Source organism: Flavobacterium ranwuense, assembly GCF_004349315.1.
In the GTDB taxonomy this organism is placed as follows: Bacteria; Bacteroidota; Bacteroidia; order Flavobacteriales; family Flavobacteriaceae; genus Flavobacterium; species Flavobacterium ranwuense.
Window position 1 is genome coordinate 831,903 of record NZ_SMLH01000001.1, and the last position, 17,397, is coordinate 849,299.

Annotated in this window: 15 protein-coding genes; 9 read left to right on the forward strand and 6 right to left on the reverse strand. The window is 34.5% G+C overall.

The annotated features are described in order from the left end of the window. Positions 1–10 precede the first annotated feature (10 nt). Positions 11–682, reverse strand: a complete 672-nt coding sequence (locus tag E0I61_RS03615) for a DUF4271 domain-containing protein (protein WP_131990380.1) — start codon at positions 680–682, stop codon at positions 11–13. Positions 683–785: 103 nt separating this feature from the next. Between E0I61_RS03615 and E0I61_RS03620 the strand changes: the two genes are divergently transcribed. The 3 genes from E0I61_RS03620 to E0I61_RS03630 are packed head-to-tail and all read left to right on the forward strand — an operon-like array spanning position 786 to position 3,300. Further along, entirely contained in the window at positions 786–1,511 is a 726-nt protein-coding gene (locus E0I61_RS03620; protein WP_131990379.1) for a polyprenol monophosphomannose synthase, read from the forward strand. A gap of 12 nt (positions 1,512–1,523) precedes the next feature. Continuing rightward, positions 1,524–2,864: a dihydroorotase gene (locus tag E0I61_RS03625; protein WP_131990378.1), complete on the forward strand. Its 1,341-nt coding sequence runs from the start codon at positions 1,524–1,526 to the stop codon at positions 2,862–2,864. Positions 2,865–2,874: 10 nt separating this feature from the next. After that, positions 2,875–3,300, forward strand: a complete 426-nt coding sequence (locus tag E0I61_RS03630; protein WP_132069472.1) for a DUF4296 domain-containing protein — start codon at positions 2,875–2,877, stop codon at positions 3,298–3,300. Positions 3,301–3,309: 9 nt separating this feature from the next. Here E0I61_RS03630 and E0I61_RS03635 read toward each other — a convergent pair whose 3' ends face one another. Then, positions 3,310–4,299 carry an NAD-dependent epimerase/dehydratase family protein gene (locus tag E0I61_RS03635; RefSeq protein ID WP_132069474.1) on the reverse strand — a complete coding sequence of 330 codons (990 nt, stop codon included), beginning with the start codon at positions 4,297–4,299 and terminating at the stop codon, positions 3,310–3,312. A gap of 94 nt (positions 4,300–4,393) precedes the next feature. Between E0I61_RS03635 and tyrS the strand changes: the two genes are divergently transcribed. Continuing rightward, the gene (gene tyrS / locus E0I61_RS03640) at positions 4,394–5,686 is read left to right on the forward strand and encodes a tyrosine--tRNA ligase (protein ID WP_132069476.1); all 1,293 of its coding nucleotides are present in this window, start codon (positions 4,394–4,396) and stop codon (positions 5,684–5,686) included. A gap of 44 nt (positions 5,687–5,730) precedes the next feature. Here the strand turns inward: tyrS and E0I61_RS03645 are convergent, their stop codons facing one another. The 4 genes from E0I61_RS03645 to E0I61_RS03660 all read right to left on the reverse strand — a co-directional run bounded on the left by E0I61_RS03645 (position 5,731) and on the right by E0I61_RS03660 (position 11,480). Further along, positions 5,731–6,711 carry a LuxE/PaaK family acyltransferase gene (locus E0I61_RS03645; protein ID WP_132069478.1) on the reverse strand — a complete coding sequence of 327 codons (981 nt, stop codon included), beginning with the start codon at positions 6,709–6,711 and terminating at the stop codon, positions 5,731–5,733. A gap of 148 nt (positions 6,712–6,859) precedes the next feature. Continuing rightward, positions 6,860–7,198: a T9SS type A sorting domain-containing protein gene (locus E0I61_RS03650; RefSeq protein ID WP_131990373.1), complete on the reverse strand. Its 339-nt coding sequence runs from the start codon at positions 7,196–7,198 to the stop codon at positions 6,860–6,862. A 105-nt stretch (positions 7,199–7,303) separates the two neighbouring features. Beyond that, positions 7,304–8,515 (reverse strand): hypothetical protein, encoded by a 1,212-nt coding sequence (locus E0I61_RS03655; protein WP_132069479.1) that lies wholly within the window; start codon positions 8,513–8,515, stop codon positions 7,304–7,306. A gap of 184 nt (positions 8,516–8,699) precedes the next feature. Next, positions 8,700–11,480: a TonB-dependent receptor gene (locus E0I61_RS03660; protein ID WP_131990371.1), complete on the reverse strand. Its 2,781-nt coding sequence runs from the start codon at positions 11,478–11,480 to the stop codon at positions 8,700–8,702. 177 nt (positions 11,481–11,657) lie between these two features. Here E0I61_RS03660 and E0I61_RS03665 point away from each other — a divergent pair, with 177 nt between their 5' ends. From E0I61_RS03665 to pstC, 5 genes are all read left to right on the forward strand, one after another. Then, the gene (locus E0I61_RS03665) at positions 11,658–12,341 is read left to right on the forward strand and encodes a response regulator transcription factor (RefSeq protein ID WP_131990370.1); all 684 of its coding nucleotides are present in this window, start codon (positions 11,658–11,660) and stop codon (positions 12,339–12,341) included. After that, entirely contained in the window at positions 12,342–13,397 is a 1,056-nt protein-coding gene (locus tag E0I61_RS03670) for a sensor histidine kinase (protein WP_132069481.1), read from the forward strand. A 367-nt stretch (positions 13,398–13,764) separates the two neighbouring features. After that, positions 13,765–14,979: a porin gene (locus tag E0I61_RS03675; RefSeq protein ID WP_394346060.1), complete on the forward strand. Its 1,215-nt coding sequence runs from the start codon at positions 13,765–13,767 to the stop codon at positions 14,977–14,979. A 136-nt stretch (positions 14,980–15,115) separates the two neighbouring features. Beyond that, the gene (locus E0I61_RS03680) at positions 15,116–15,985 is read left to right on the forward strand and encodes a phosphate ABC transporter substrate-binding protein (RefSeq protein ID WP_235832056.1); all 870 of its coding nucleotides are present in this window, start codon (positions 15,116–15,118) and stop codon (positions 15,983–15,985) included. A 201-nt stretch (positions 15,986–16,186) separates the two neighbouring features. Further along, positions 16,187–17,395, forward strand: a complete 1,209-nt coding sequence (gene pstC / locus E0I61_RS03685; RefSeq protein WP_235832057.1) for a phosphate ABC transporter permease subunit PstC — start codon at positions 16,187–16,189, stop codon at positions 17,393–17,395. The last annotated feature ends 2 nt before the right edge of the window (positions 17,396–17,397 follow it).

Consider the following 17,397-nt stretch of genomic DNA (forward strand, 5'->3'; position numbering starts at 1 on the left):
TTAACGGTTTCTAAGCACTCCCTTTTGTAAACCAATAATACATAAAATAATAGGGGGCTATTTCAAGAGCGCAAAGATATAAAATAAAATAAAACAACTTACCGAATATTATATTTTGATAATTTTTTATTGAAATCAAATAAGTCATAATATTGATTATCAACACTATGGCTATAATTAGCAGTAGAATATTTCTTGAAAAGGAGTCGTAATAAAACAAAATAATATTGAACGGGAGTATGAATAGTCCAATATAGGTTCTGTAAGTCACCTTTTGGAGGTTAAACTGTTCCATAAATTCTTCAATATTGAATGAAGTAGCTATTATTTTCTCTATCAAATATTTTGATAAAATAAAGAACGCTAGGAAAGTAAATATTTGAATATAAAGAATCCAATCTGTTTTTGAGGCGTAACCAAAATAACTCAGCGCAATTTGAATGAAGAAAGCAAGCGAAATGACTTGGACAAAAAATAAAGAGATGGTGAAACCGCTTTTTAGGTGGCTGCTGTCTCTGTATACTTTGTTGTATTTGTTGGAAAAAATTAAATTGGCAAAATCACCGAATCTGTTTTCGAAAACGGATTTTGTAACAGCAATAATAGCAAATGACAGAACAAAAAGCACGGTTGCCCAGTCTTTGCTGTCAGTTATTCTTGGATGAAGTATATTTTCGATCATAACGCTGCAAAATTACTAATTTTTATATCATTCTTTTTATTATAATTTTATTAAGGATGAAATGGCATAAAAAGTTTACTTTTGCGGTGAAATTAGTCAAAATATGAATGATTGTATTGTTATAATTCCTACCTATAACGAAATTGAAAATATAGAAAGCATTATTCGATCGGTGTTTTCGCAGCATAAATCTTTTCATGTTCTTATTATTGATGATAATTCACCGGATCATACTGCTGATAAGGTGGTTTTACTTCAATCTGAATTTGGAGGTAGATTGTTTTTGGAAAAAAGAGAAAAGAAATCGGGTCTGGGAACGGCTTATGTTCATGGATTTAGATGGGCATTGGAGCATAAATATGATTTCATTTTTGAAATGGACGCTGATTTTTCCCATAATCCAAATGATTTAGAGAAATTATACAATGCATGTCATTTTGGAGATGCCGATTTAGCGATTGGTTCACGCTACGTTACCGGAGTAAATGTGGTAAACTGGCCGTTGAGCCGAGTATTGATGTCCTATTTTGCATCGGTTTATGTACGAATGATTACCGGAATGAAGATTCATGATGCCACAGCGGGTTTTGTTTGTTACAAAAGACAAGTGCTCGAAGAGATCAACTTAGATAAGATAAAATTTGTTGGATACGCTTTTCAAATTGAAATGAAATACAGAACGTATTGTAAAAAATTTCAAATTACGGAGGTTCCCATCATTTTTACCGATAGAACAAAAGGGCAATCCAAAATGAGTAATTCAATAATTATTGAAGCTGTTTTTGGAGTTATTGCACTTAGATTAAAAAGATTAGTCAACACATTATAAGAAAAAGACAGGATGAACAGGGTTTTAATTAAGAATGCCAAAATTGTAAATGAAGGAGTGATTTTTGAGGGCGATGTATTAATTGAAAATGACTTAATTGTTGAGATTTCAGAAAGTATCAGTGCCAAATCCTCTCAATGTAAAATCATTGATGCCGAAGGAAATTATTTGATTCCGGGTGCAATTGATGATCAAGTGCATTTTAGAGAACCAGGGCTGACACACAAAGGAGACATAGAATCAGAATCTAGAGCGGCGGTTGCCGGTGGAATTACTTCCTATATCGAACAGCCAAACACAATTCCGAATGCGGTTACCCAAGAAATATTAGAGCAAAAATACGAGTTGGCCGCCCAAAAATCGTATGCAAATTATTCTTTTATGATGGGCGCAACCAATGATAACTTGGAAGAAGTTTTGAAAACAAATCCAAAGAATGTTGCCGGAATAAAAATATTTTTAGGTTCCTCAACAGGAAATATGTTGGTGGATAATGAAGCGACTCTAGAGAAAATATTTTCCAGTACACCGATGCTTATTGCGGTGCATTGTGAAGATGAAGCGACTATCAAAAATAATTTGGAGAAATACAAAGCTGAGTTTGGAGAAGATGTTCCTGTTACGGTTCATCACCTTATCCGAAGCGAGGAAGCGTGTTATATTTCGTCTTCCAAAGCGGTTGCACTGGCTAAGAAAACAGGAGCTCGCTTGCATATTTTTCATCTTTCGACTGCCAAAGAAATGGATTTGTTTACAAACAAAATTCCTTTGGAAGACAAGAAAATCACTGCCGAAGTTTGTGTGCATCATTTATGGTTTACCAATGATGATTATGCTACTAAAGGCAATCTCATAAAGTGGAATCCAGCTGTAAAAACGGCTAATGACAGAAAAGTGCTTTGGGAAGCATTGCTGGATGACAGAATTGATGTGATTGCAACGGATCACGCGCCACATACATTAGAAGAAAAAAAACAATCGTATTTGAATGCTCCTTCTGGCGGACCATTAGTGCAACATGCTGTTGTGGCTATGTTTGAAGCGCACCACCAAGGAAAAATAAGCATTGAAAAAATCGTGGAAAAAATGTGCCATAACCCAGCTAAAATTTTCAAAATAGAAAAACGTGGTTTTATCAAAGAAGGCTATTATGCGGATTTGGTAATTGTAAATTCAGGTTTGCCTTGGAGCGTAAAAAAAGAAAATATTTTGGCTAAATGTGGTTGGTCTCCATTTGAAGGTTTTACTTTTAAATCAAGAATTACCCATACTTTTGTAAACGGGCAATTGGTTTATACCGCTTTTAAAGTAAAAGATATTCGTGCAGGAAAACGTTTGTTATTCGAAAGATAAAATTTAATAAATGAGAAAAATCATAACATTTTTAACGATTATAACACTACTTGTAAGCTGTAAAGAAGAAGTGGTGAATAAGCCGGAACGTCTTATAGAAAAAGACGTTATGGTAGATATTATGTATGATTTATCTGTTTTGGACGCCATAAAATATCAAAATCCGGCTTCTTTGGATACTTTTAAAATAAATTCGAGAGATTATATTTTTAAAAAATATAAAATTGACAGTGCCCAATTTGCTAAAAGCAATGTTTATTATGCATCTGATTATAATGAATATAAAATCATGTTTGAACAAATCAGCAAGCGATTGGAAACTAATAAAAAGAGCGTAGATTCTCTAGTCAAATTGCAAAAAAATAAAAAGAATGCCATTATTAAAAAAAGAGCAAAGCAAGCTAAAATTGGCAGGGATACTACAAAAATAGAATAAGTAAAGAACTTAGAGATTAGAGATTTCTTTGATGTACTGGTTAATATTTATAAAATCAGCTTTCAAGGTATCTTTAATCTTTTGGTTGGAATATATAGTTGTCGAATAGGATGACTTTGCAGTTGTTTGAGTCAGTTTTCTATTCTGTAGAAAAATATTCGAAACAAACCAATCCAATCTCCAAAGCATTTCCATAAAAAAGGGTTTTGCGTGAATTTCAGGTCTTTTTACACCCAAGGAATCGGCCATAGTATTCAGAATGTCACGGAAAACACTATTTTCTGCAATCAAGGTAAAGCGTTCGTTGTGAACTTCACTTTGCATTAATTGATGTGCGATTCGAACAACATCAGTAACGGCAACAAATCCTGTTGAGCCTAATGTATAAAATTTCAATCCGTTTTTTACTTTCGTAAAAAGTTGCCCACTTCCTTGTTCTCTAAAACCGGGCCCAAGAATAACGCCAGGATTTACAATTATTACATTTAAACCTTCTTGTTGTCCGCGCCAGATTTCCATTTCGGCACCATATTTAGAAATGGCATAATCATTATGGGACTTCTCCGGATTCCATTCGGATTCTTCCGTGATGAATTTTTCATGAGGCAGTAAATCACCCAAAGTGGCAATAGAGCTTACAAAACACAGTTTTTTTATACCATAAGCAATGCAGAAATTCACAATATTTGCCGTGCCTTCAATGTTTGTTTTTCGCAATGCATCCTCGTCTTTTGGGTCAAAAGAAATCAAAGCGGCGCAATGGTAAACGGTGTCAATATTTTGAAAGGCAATTTCTAACGAAGGAACTTCGGTAATATCTGCGGGGATCCATTCGATTTGCTCAAACAGGGATTCCTTTTTATAGGTAGCGAATAGGGATTTGGTCTTTTCAATTGAAGCGACACTTCTATAAATAGCACGTACTTTTTCTCCATTATCAATTAAATGAAGCAATAGATGTGCGCCTACTAAACCCGTTCCTCCTGTGACTAAAATCATGCTACGAAAATACGAATAATTTTTTTCGAATAACCTAATAAACAAATAACCGAATCCACAATAAATTTTATCTTTGTGCAAATTGATTAAAAAGATGAAGAATTTTATTGAAGAAGTAACTTGGAGAGGAATGCTCCACGATGTTATGCCTGGCACAGAAGAACATTTGATGGAACAAATGCGTGTGGCGTATGTGGGAATTGACCCAACTGCCGATTCATTGCATATAGGGCATTTAGTTGGCGTGATGTTATTGAAACATTTTCAACTATCTGGACACAAGCCATTAGCGTTAGTGGGTGGAGCAACAGGAATGATTGGTGATCCGTCAGGAAAATCGAATGAAAGAAATTTATTGGACGAAGCAACATTGCGTCACAATCAAGAAGCTATAAAAGGACAATTGTCCCGTTTTCTAGATTTTACTTCCGATGCGCCAAATGCGGCAGAGTTAGTGAATAATTACGACTGGATGAAGAACTTTTCTTTTCTGGATTTTATTCGTGATATTGGAAAGCACATCACAGTAAATTATATGATGTCAAAAGATTCAGTAAAGAAGCGTTTGTCTTCTGAAGCTGCCGAAGGAATGTCATTTACGGAGTTCACGTACCAATTGGTTCAAGGATATGACTTTTTGCATTTGTACAGAGAAAAAAATTGTACGCTGCAAATGGGAGGGAGCGACCAGTGGGGAAATATCACCACAGGGACCGAATTAGTGCGCAGAATAGCCAGTGGAAAAGCATATGCGTTGACTTGTCCGTTGATTACAAAAGCGGATGGAACCAAATTTGGAAAATCAGAAGGTGGAAATATTTGGTTGGATGCAGCCAGAACATCGCCGTATAAATTTTACCAATATTGGTTGAATACTTCCGATGTTGATGCGGAAAAATACATTAAGATTTTTACTTTTTTATCAAAAGAAGAAATCGAAGTTTTAACCGAAAAACATAGAGAAGCACCACACTTGCGTTTGTTACAAAAACGTTTAGCCGAAGAAATTACGGTGATGGTACATTCAGCAGAAGATTTAGAAAATGCGATAAAAGCATCGAATATTTTGTTCGGGAATTCTACTTCGGATGATTTGAAACAATTGGATGAAGCGACTTTCTTAGATGTTTTTGATGGTGTTCCTCAAGCGGAAATTAGCAAAACCGAAATCGAAGCCGGACTTGATATTGTTGCTGTTTTGAATGAAAAAACAGGTTTTATGAAATCGAATGGTGAAGCAAGACGTGCTTTGACAGCTAACTCTATTTCTGTAAATAAAGAGAAAGTTGCCGAAGATTTTGTGCTTTCGACCAAAGATTTAATCAACAACCAGTTTGTGTTATTGCAAAGCGGAAAGAAAAATTATTTTGTAGTGAGAATTGTTTAATTGTTTGATTTGTTTAACCAAATAAACAAATTACCGAATAAACTTTAAAGAACCATCAAATTACAACCTCGAATATCAGAATTATCAAAACGTCCCAATACTTCGAAAGAGTTGTTGGGATTTTTTTTGCCCAAATCCTGCGTAGCAATAAACGAACAAGAATTAATGTTAGCCAAATCAATGATGTTGATTCCGCCCGTTTTTCCGTCTTGAATATAGGTCAAAGCATCTTCGGTGTCACGAACGAGGATTTGTATCCAAGAAGGGCATTCAAACACACCGTTTCCTAAAGAATAGGCTTGCGAAAGCAATTCGGTCATTCCATATTCAGAATGTATGGCAGAAACGCCAAATCCTTTACACAATTGTTCGTGTAATTCTTCCCGAATCATTTCTTTACGTTTACCTTTCATGCCGCCGGTTTCCATGATAATAGTATGCTGCAGTTGGAACTGGTGTTTTTCAATTAAGTCCAATAAAGCGAAAGTGACGCCAATCAGAATGACATTTTGACCGGCTTGGTCTAAAGCTATGAGTTTGGCAATCAGTTCGTCATGATTGTGCAGGTAAAAACCACTTTCAGGATGATTGGATAATGCAATTAAATCCTTGACCATGTAAATTAAGGAAGAGCCTTCTCTTTCCAGATAGGATGGAAGCAAGGCTAAAACAACATAATCTTCAATGTTGCCATAAAATTCGGAAAATCCTTTGCGGTAACTTTCTTCATACAAGGTAACATCAGTAACCAAATGTTTACTGGTAATCATTCCGGTTGTTCCGCTGCTGGTAAAGGTTTCTTGGATTGGATTGGTGTTAGAAACCACTTCATGACTCTTAAAGAACTGAATCGGTAAAAATGGAATTTGTTGTAAAGACTTTACTTTATGAGGATCTGTTTTCAAAAAATCACAAAACTCCTGATAGGCCAAGTTGTTTTCGTATTGGAAACGAAACACTTTCAAGGCGATTTTCTCAAACTGTTTTTGACTGGAAATAGCAAATATATCGGAGGATGTAATCAAGAATTTTTTTTGCAAAAGTAATCAAAAATTCTAAGGGAAGCTCATTAACAAAATAGCAATAGTCTGTTTTTGGAATTCATTATATTAGAATTCTGTATAAAAAAAGCTCCAATGTGAATTGAAGCTTTTATATTTAAATCTTGACGTATTATCGTATAATTAATTTTCTGGTCGCAGATGCCTCTTTTTCATTAATCTTTATAATGTAGACACCTGAAGTAAGATTAGAGACATTAAGTTCTCTAGAACTAAGCATTGTTTGAAGCACTTTTTTTCCTAAAACATCAAAGATAATGATTTCTTTATCCAAGTCATTTTTTGAAGTAATGTAGACTTTGCCATTACTCACAGGGTTCGGGTACAAGCTTAAACCTTCAATTACGGCGGTTTCTTGTGTTTTTGGTTGTTGTTTAGTTTCTTGAGCACCAGCGCTCATAGAGAATAAAAAAACCAATAAGATGGTGATATAAAAGTAGTTTTTTGCCATTGGATTAGTTTGAATAGTAAATATACAAAAAATAATTCAAAAAGCGTACCAAAAAAAACATCCTGATTTCTCAGGATGTTTGATATAAATAAATGCGGGTGTTTTTTATAAATTCCCTAATAAATTAACGCCATCAACAATAGCCCATGCTCCAGGAGTCAATACTGCTCCAGATGCTGTTGTACTAGTGGTGAAGTTTGCAGGTAAAAATGAAACTGTGAAAGCTGTACCAGCGCCCCATTGAGCAGTATTAGTGTCTGCAATTTTTACATTCAACATTTTTATTTTTCCAGTTGCAACTTGATTTGTATTTGTGTTAGCATCTTGTATTCTAACGGCAACTGCATTTATTGTTGTAGTTCCTGAAGTTGCAGTATTTGTGTATCCTGAAATTACTACATTAGTATATTCTCCGTTTCCTTCTTTTTTGAATTGGATTGCATCTATTTCAAGTGGGTTACCAGCTTCAGTTGCCGTACCGGCAGCTCTTCTTAAAGTAATGTTAGATACTTTTGGAAAAAAAGTATTGTTCACACTTTTTGCTTCGATTTCCATTCCAAAATTTCCAGCTCCAGTTTGATAAGCATACCAGTTAGTATTTGCTTGACCTTGCCATCCATCTTGCCAGTCAAAAGAATCATCTGTGTTTCCGTAAGAAATAAGGTTTTTAGCGCTTACAGTTCCTCCGTAAAATTCAAAACCATCATCAGCTCCTTTGTATGAAACCAGGTTTTCTAATACGGTACCAGAACCTACTGAGTAAAATGAGAAACCATTCATTTCAGAATTTCCGTCAAGGATTTTTTTACCTGCATATTCTACTCGTGCATATTTCAAAGAACCACCATTATGAGCAGCATTTGTACCACCGTAAACAATATTTGTTCCGTCTTCAGAAGTTGCAGTTGTAATAGGACTTCCGTCAGCTGCTTTTCCAGAAACGATAGGAGCATCACCAAACATGATTATTCCACCCCAAGAACCTGCAGTTTTAGATTTTTCAGTAAATACAACTGGTTCTGCTGCAGTTCCTGAAATATTTAATTTTCCGCCTTTTTCTACCAATAAAGCATCTGTACCGTCAGCTACATCAGCAGTGATAACTGAACCAGCCTCAAAAGTTAAAATAGCATCATTTTTTACTCTAACAGTACCTTTAATAGTATAAACCCCTTTTGTATACGTTTTTGTTCCTGTGATATCTCCTGTGATTTCACCCGTTGCAGTCGGTGGAGTAGTTGCTACATCGTCATCACTTGAAGTACAACTTGTAAAAACCAAGCTCATTAATGCAAGACTGAATACTAATTTTTTCATTTTTAATGATTTTAAAATTATAAGTTTTTTTGTTAATTATTTATTTCAAAAGTACTCTAGGGCTTCTGAAATTTAGTTATGTAATTGTTATCAAAGTATTATATAACAATGAATTTGATGTAAAGTTTATGTTACTTATGTAAACAAAAAAAAGAGCCATGATAGCTCTTTTTTGTTGTTGTTTTTAAAACGTATATCCTATGTTAAAGGAGAATCCGACGCCTTTTTTGAATTCTCTTAAAATTAGTGAGTCTTCTGTAATGTTTAAAGTGCTTTTGCTTCCCAGCTCTTTTTTATAGCTTGGATTTAATATGTTATCTACACCAAATTTAAGTTCAATGCTTTTTGAAATAGAGTTAGTCCAAATGAAATCTAATTTACTAAAAGATTTTTCGTAGATATGATCAATTCCTGAAGAACCTACAGCGAAAATACGATCTCCATAAACGTTATATACTAAGGTCATAGAGTTTTTCCAATCTTTATTAAGGATGAAATCATACTTTAAATCAGAATTAATTAACCAGCTTGAAGCTCCTTGCAGTTTACGATTTGTGCTGTTTTCTAATTCATTACCTTGTTTCTTAGTGTCAATTTTGACATCAGTACTCATTAATGATGTATTGAAACCTAAAGAGAAATTAGAAAGAGATTCGTTTATTCTGCTCAATTGGAAAAGCATTTCTATTTCGGCACCATAAATAACGGCTTGCTCTGAGTTTTTAAAAGTTGTGATTTGACCACCGCTATTTGCAGTTGGTTTGAAAACTCTTTCAATTGGATCGTTAATCATTTTTCCAAATACTCCTACAGCAAATAATTCTTTATTGTTAGGAAACAATTCATATTTGAAATCAACATTATAGTTTTCACTGTCTTTTAAATCTGGGTTCCCGCTTTCTGAAGTTCCATCGGCATTGATGTAATTTATTGGTAACAACTCCATAGCAACTGGACGAGTTATTGTTTTTGCCAATGATACTCTCAAATTACTGTTTTCGTTCAAAATACGTTTCGCATTTATAGACGGCAGGATATCAAGCTTGTCATCTGTTTTTTTGCGGTAAGCACTTCCAAAAGGATCACCTTGCTGTCTGTATTTTATTTCACGAGTAGAACTTTCACCTCTAATTCCGGCATTTAAATCCCATTTTTCTCCAAGATTCATAAATAAATTGAAGTATCCCGCATTAACAAACTGATTCAATTTTACTTTATAATCTCCGTTAGACTCTTCCTGAACATAAACAATTCCGTTGTTGATGTCTTGGTTGATGTTTTGGCTAATAGTGCTTAAATCGGCAGTATAATTTTTCTCCAGATTTCTTCTTCCAGAGAAGAAACGGTAAGAAGATTCCATGTCGTTCAGCGAACTGTTGTATCCAATGGATAATTTATTAGAATCTTCGGTGTCTCCAAATTTTAAATTATATTCTAAAAGTGAAGAGTAATAGAAGTTTCCTTTTACATCAAGGAATTGACGGTTCAAGTTATTACCACCATAAGACATGTTTATTTGGCTATCATTTACTTTTACACCAGTGATAAATTTTCTGTCAGGTTGTTGAAAAGAAGTTTTTACATAAGAACCACCTGCTTTTAAGCTATGTTTTCCATCTTCGGTTAATTTATAATCTCCGTACAATTGCGTGTTCCAATAGTTAGATTCTTCGTATTGGTTCAATCTGATAAGATTATTTGTCTGATTCGCTAAGCTGTTTGTGTATCCTAACTGATCTTGAATTTTGCTTTCAGTCGCTTTAATCAAGAACGTATTGAAACTTAAATTAAAACGGTTTGTCTTGTATTTCAAACCTGCTAAACCAGAAAAAGTAGTTTGGTAGCTGTATTGTGTATTGTATAAATTATTGTCGTAGTTTCCTTGTCCAAGATTGAAAGTTCTGTCAACACCTTCTCTGTATGAGTATTTATTATCAAAATTGAATGACATGATATAACTAATATTTCTTTCTTTTTCAAGATTGAATTTTTGAGCATGTAAAAATCCAATGCTAGAATTCAAAGGACTTTTTGTGTTGTTAACATCCCATGATTTTTTACCAAATCCGTTTTCGTATTCAGCAGGAGAAAGCTTTTGTCCGCTTGGAACTGACCCAAAAATACCAGGAAGCGCTCTGTCATTACCAATCATTCCTAAAGATCCTTTAGTAGAATTTGCATCATCAGAAAGTAAGAAGTCTTGAAGGTTATTGTTAGTCGTATATCCAAAACCAATATTCAATTTAGTGATATTTTTTGGTTGAGGTGTTTCAATATTAACAGTTGCTCCAGCAAAATCCCCAGAAATATTAGGATTGAAAGTTTTGTAGATATTTAATACACCCACAACATCAGTAGGGAATAAATCCAACGGAATAATTTTTTTGAAAGGACTGTTTGATGGTGATTGTAAGTCGTTTATCAATAAGTTATTGTAACGGTCTTCTAGTCCTCTAATGAATAAACCTCTTCCGTCAACTTTAGTGATTCCGGTAATTTTTGTTAAGCCTTCCTCAACATCGCTAACTCCTTTACGGGCCATTTCTTGGGCACCGATACTTTGTTTAATTACGACGGCTTGTTTTTGGTCTAATAAAAGAGCCGTTTCCTTTTCTCTGCTGGCTGTATTTTTTATAACAACATCTTCTAGTTTGTAGCTTCCGGAACCTAACGCTTTGTTTATGGTTACAGTTTCATTAGCAACTACTGTTACAGGAATTTCTACAGATTCATAACCCACAAAACTAAGTTGTAAGGTATAGCTTCCAGATAGTATTGTTATGGTGTATTTACCATCAATATCAGTATTTGTTCCTATATTTGTTCCTTTAATAAGAACGTTGGCAAAAGGTAATGACTGATTATTAGCATCTTTGTCTGTTAAGATTCCAGAAATTGTTCCTTTATTCTGTGAAAAAGAAATAGCTGTTATTAATAACGTGAAAAATAGTAACTTGAATTTCATTTGGTTTTAATTTTTTTGCAAAGTAACGCCTGAAATGTAAAATGTAAGTTACTGACTTGTTATGGTTATGTTTTGTTTTGGGTCTCAATATCACCCCAATATTAAATTATGGTTAACACCATTTGAATATCCCATTTATTGTTACATTTACAATTCAAAAACAATTTTTTGCGCTTTATGAAGAAAAAAAACACGAAGATTCTATTAGTAGATGATGAGCCGGATATCTTAGAAATTGTAGGGTATAACCTTTCTCAAGAGGGATATCAAATCGTTACAGCAGCAAATGGGAGAGAGGCAATAGCGAAAGCTAAAAAAGAAATGCCAGACCTTATTATAATGGATGTAATGATGCCGGAAATGGATGGAATGGAAGCTTGTGAAGCTATTAGAAAGATTCCGGAACTCAGTAATGTAATCATCACTTTTTTGACAGCCAGAAGTGAAGATTATTCTCAAGTGGCAGGCTTTGACGCGGGTGCGGATGATTACATCACAAAGCCAATTAAACCTAAATTATTAGTCAGTAAAGTAAAAGCATTATTGCGCCGATTAAAAGAACAGGAACAGAACAGCGAAACACTTAACGTAGGCGGAATCGAAATAAATCGCGAAGAATACAAAATCGTTAAAGATAATATTGAAATCGCATTGCCCAGAAAAGAATTTGAATTATTCTATCTGCTTGCTTCAAAACCGGGGAAAGTATTCAAACGTGATGAGATCCTGGACAAAGTTTGGGGTAATGAAGTAGTTGTTGGTGGAAGAACGATTGATGTTCACATCAGAAAATTACGAGAAAAAATAGGAGAAGAATTGTTTAAAACAATAAAAGGAGTTGGCTATAAGTTTGAAGTATAAATGACAATAAATTTTAAAAAAACATATCGTTTTGCCGTGAAGTCAGCGCTTTATATTACTCTTTTTTCTAGCGGATTAGTTGGTTTTCTGACCTATTTATTTTTCACCTTTTCGTATCGTTTTTGTTTGATTTTTGCAATTGCGATTGCTACTTTTTCATTTGTTGTAATACAATATCGAGTGGAGCGCTTTATCTATAAAAAGGTAAAAAAAATATACGATGATGTCTCTTTGTTAGAATCAAGCAGTTTCAGGAATCAGCCAATTACAACTGATATGGCAACACTAACACGTGAAGTAAAAAAGTTTGCCACCGATAAAAAGCTAGAAATCGAGACTTTAAAAGTTCGTGAAGAATATAGAAGAGAGTTTCTTGGGAATGTTTCCCACGAGCTCAAAACACCACTTTTTATGGTTCAGGGGTATTTGTCAACCCTGCTAGACGGAGCCATGAGCGATAAAACAATCCGAAAAAAATATTTAGAGCGTGCTGAAAAAGGAGTGGAAAGACTGATTTATATAGTACAAGATTTAGACATGATTTCTAAACTCGAAATTGGGGATTTGAACTTGGAAATTGCCGAATTTGACATTGTTAAATTAGTTCAAAATGTCTTTGATTTGCTCGAAATGAAAGCTTCCAAGAAAGATATTCTGTTGATGTTTGATATGAAATATAATAAGCCCGTTATGGTTGTTGGAGATCAGGAGAAAATCCAACAAGTAGTCATGAATCTTATTGTAAATTCAATCAAATACGGAAAATTAAAGGGGTCAACAGAAGTAAGCATCGAGGATTTGACTGATGAAAAAGTCATCGTTCGAATAACCGATAATGGCGAAGGAATTGATAAAAAAAATATCTCGAGAATTTTCGAACGTTTTTATAGAGTAGACAAAAGTGGTGCAAGAACCGAAGGTGGTTCCGGTTTGGGATTATCCATTGTAAAGCATATTATCGAAGCGCACAATGAGAAAATTTATGTAAACAGTAAATTTGGAATTGGATCTGAATTTTCTTTTACACTTGAAAAATCAAATAAACGCGGTAAATAATAGTAGAGTCAAATGTGATTTTAAAGTTAGGTAATTTTTAATATAACATGAAGGTTTTTGTTTGGTACAAAAAAGGTATATTTGTAACTGGTTAATAAACAATAGGTTAATATTTATTCGTAACAATTTATTAACATTAGTTTTTAATTAAATTAACAATTACGTAATGTTTAATTAACATTACGCAATCACCTTTGGGGTACTAAACAAACAACATTTAATCGTGAAAAAAATAGTATTAATTATTGCAAATATATTTGTAGTAAATCTAGCAGCTGCACAAGTTACTCCTGTTGTGGAAAGTTCTAAAAAAACGGAAACTCCTCAACAAACGGTTCCTTTAAATAAAGAAGAGTTTACTAAATCCATAGTTCATGTTTTGGACTCCATCAATAAAGTAAAGGATGCCCAAGAAAAAAGCAAGGAGAAAAAAGAACAATGGTATGATAAAATTTCAATACGTGGTTATGTACAGGTAAGGTACAACGGATTGTTTTCTACCAATGACAAAGTTTCCTGTGATCAATGTGATAGATCTTGGGGAACAACATCAACAGCCATTGATGCAAAATCGAATAACGGTCTTTTTATAAGAAGAGCTCGTATCGTATTTTCAGGGCAAATTCATCCTAATGTATATTTTTATATTCAACCGGACTTTGCAAGTTCGCCTTCCTCTAGTGTGAATAATAATAATTTTGTCCAACTAAGAGATGCGTATTTTGATTTATCATTTGACGCCAAGAGAGAGTACAGAGTCAGAATAGGACAAAGTAAAGTGCCTTTTGGATTTGAAAATTTGCAGTCAAGCCAAAACCGATTGACTTTAGATCGTAATGATGCTTTGAATAGTGCAGTGGCAAACGAAAGAGATCTAGGGGTGTTTTTTTATTGGGCTCCAAGTAAAATCAGAGATCGTTTTGCGATGCTGGTAAAAGATGGATATAAAGGTTCCGGAGATTATGGAGTATTCGCGTTTGGGGCCTATAACGGACAAACAGCTAACAGGTCGGAAGGAAATAGAAACTTGCATGTAGTGACAAGGGTAAGTTATCCTTTTGAAATTGGGAGTCAAATTATAGAGCCGGGCATACAAGCTTATACTGGGAAATGGGCTTTTTCTAATAATGAGCTTTCTACAGGAGTGACTACACCAAACAGGCAAAACACAATAGATCAAAGGGTTGCGGCTTCTTTTATTCTTTACCCAAAACCATTCGGGTTACAGGCAGAATATAATATTGGGAAAGGACCACGTTATGATAAAGTGACTAATACTGTAGAAGCTTCTGATTTAGAAGGCGGTTATGTAACCTTAAATTACAAATGGAATTTGCCTAAACAGCAATATATTTATCCTTTTGCCAAATTCCAATATTATGATGGCGGAAAGAAATTTGAGAAAGACGCCAGAAGTTATGTTGTAAGAGATTATGAACTTGGAATTGAATGGCAGCCTATTAAAGCATTTGAATTGGTAGCAGAATGGGTGATTGCTGATAGAACGTTTGAAGACAGTGCGCTTCCAAATAACAGACAAAAAGGTAATTTATTGCGATTACAGGCTCAGTTCAACTTTTAACAAATTGTTGTCATTTGTTTTGGATGGATTAAATAATTATTAAAATAAGCTAAATAATAAAGATAGTATAATACTGGCTTAACATATTGTTAATGTAGCGCATATACTTTTGTACAAATTTATAAATAACCATAAGATGACTATCAAAACGAAATTATTCTTAATGTTACCTTTAATAGGAATGTTAAGTTGCGGTAAAGCAAAAAATGAAGATAAAGGGACTGAAGATAAAGCAACGGCTGCGACATCAGTTACAATCAAAGGAAGTGATACCGTTTTGCCATTGGCACAGAAAGAGGCTGAGGAAATGATGAAAACAAATCCTGAAGTTAGTGTTACCATAGTAGGAGGAGGAACTGGAGTTGGTGTTACCGCTCTTTTAGACGGAACAACGGATATTGCAATGGCTTCCAGAGATTTAAAGACAGAAGAAAAATTAAAATTTTCTGAAGCCAAAAAAGAAATCGAAAAAGTGACTGTTGCCTTTGATGCTTTAGCGATTATTGTTAATCCGGCTAATAAAGTAGGTCAGTTAACACGTGAGCAATTGGAAAAAATCTATACAGGAGAAATCAAAAACTGGAAAGAAGTAGGTGGTGAAGACGCAAAAATTGTAGCGTATTCAAGAGAATCTTCTTCAGGGACGTATGAATTCTTTAAAGAAGAAGTAATGGATAAAAAAAATTACGCTTCTGATATCTTGAGTATGCCTGCAACAGGAGCGATTGTTCAAGCAGTAAGCCAAACAAAAGGAGCTATCGGGTATGTTGGATTAGCGTATGAGACTAAAGAAGTAAAACAACTTTCTGTTTCTTATGACCAAGGGAAGACCTTTGTTGCTCCAAGTGTAGCTTCTGCAAAAGACAAAAGCTACCCAATTTCAAGACCATTATTCTATATTTTTGATAAAGTAAATGCCGCAAAAGTAAAAGCGGTAGTGGATTTTGCTTTGTCACCAGAGGGACAAAAAATTGTTTCTGAAGTAGGTTATGTACCGCTAAATTAATAAGGTTTGTTTTTAAGTTATAAAAGGCTGTCCGTTTTGGGCAGCCTTTTTTGTTGCTTCATTTTCAGGATTTTTTTTTATGGAAAGCGGAAACGATTTGCGTACTTTTATGCTTAACTTTAAATTAACACAAGGTTAATATGTAAAACACATTCGGAATATAAGGCTCATGTATTTTTGCCGTTAAAATAAACTATAGATTTGAAAACAAATTTTAAAAAAATAAAAGAGAAAATAATAGTGACTATATTAATGCTAAGTAGTGCTGCTACTAGTATTACTGTTGTTTTGATTGTTTTTTTTCTATTTATTGAAGGCGCGGGAGTTTTTACCAAAAAACCTATTGAAGAAGGTTTTTTGTTGGCAGTACATTCGACTAATCCAATACAAAAATTAGAGCCTTCGCAGGTAAAAGATATTTTCGATCAAAAAATCACTAATTGGAAACAGTTAGGCGGAAAAAACGAACCCATCGTTTTGTTTAGAACCGAAGATATTACGGAATTTTATTCTGAAGCCGAATTGGGCGAAAACTTCGAACATTTTCCTGCGAAAATAGATGAGTATGTTTCGAAAACGCCTGGCGTAATTGCCTTTTTTTCGGATAAATACAAAGCGAAAAATTTTCATGGAAAAGAATTAGAAATCAACAAAATTAAAATTTTTGAATTTCTTTCCGGAGAAGAATGGTTTCCAACCGCGCAACCCATTGCACAAATGGGAGTTAAGGCATTGATTTATGGTACGCTATGGGTCAGTTTTGGAGCAATACTATTGGCATTGCCCATTGGTTTGGCTGCAGCCATTTATTTGAGTGAAATAGCCCGAAAAAGAACCCGTAATATTTTAAAACCGCTTATCGAATTATTAGCAGGGATTCCATCCGTGGTCTATGGCTTTTTTGGATTAGTGGTCATTGTCCCTTTAATTCAGAGTGTTTTCGGATTACCCGTTGGAGAAACAGGATTGGCGGGAAGTATTGTTTTGGCTATTATGGCATTACCAACGATTATCACCATTTCGGAAGATGCAATGCGTACCACTCCGCGCGCTATGAAAGAAGCCAGTTTGGCTTTAGGCGCGAGCCATTGGCAAACTATTTATAAAGTAACAATACCTTATTCGGCATCTGGAATAACAGCTGGAGCCATTTTAGGAATTGGACGTGCTATTGGTGAAACCATGGCAGTTTTAATGGTAACAGGTAATGCGGCCATAATTCCGCATACACTTTTAGCTCCGTTAAGAACCATTCCGGCTACCATTGCGGCCGAATTGGGTGAAGCTGCAAATGGCGGATTGCATTATCAATCGCTGTTTGCCTTGGGATGTATTTTATTCCTGATTACATTCTGCATAAATATGTTGGTGGAGTTGGTTACCAATAGAGGATCCCATAAAAAACATTAAAA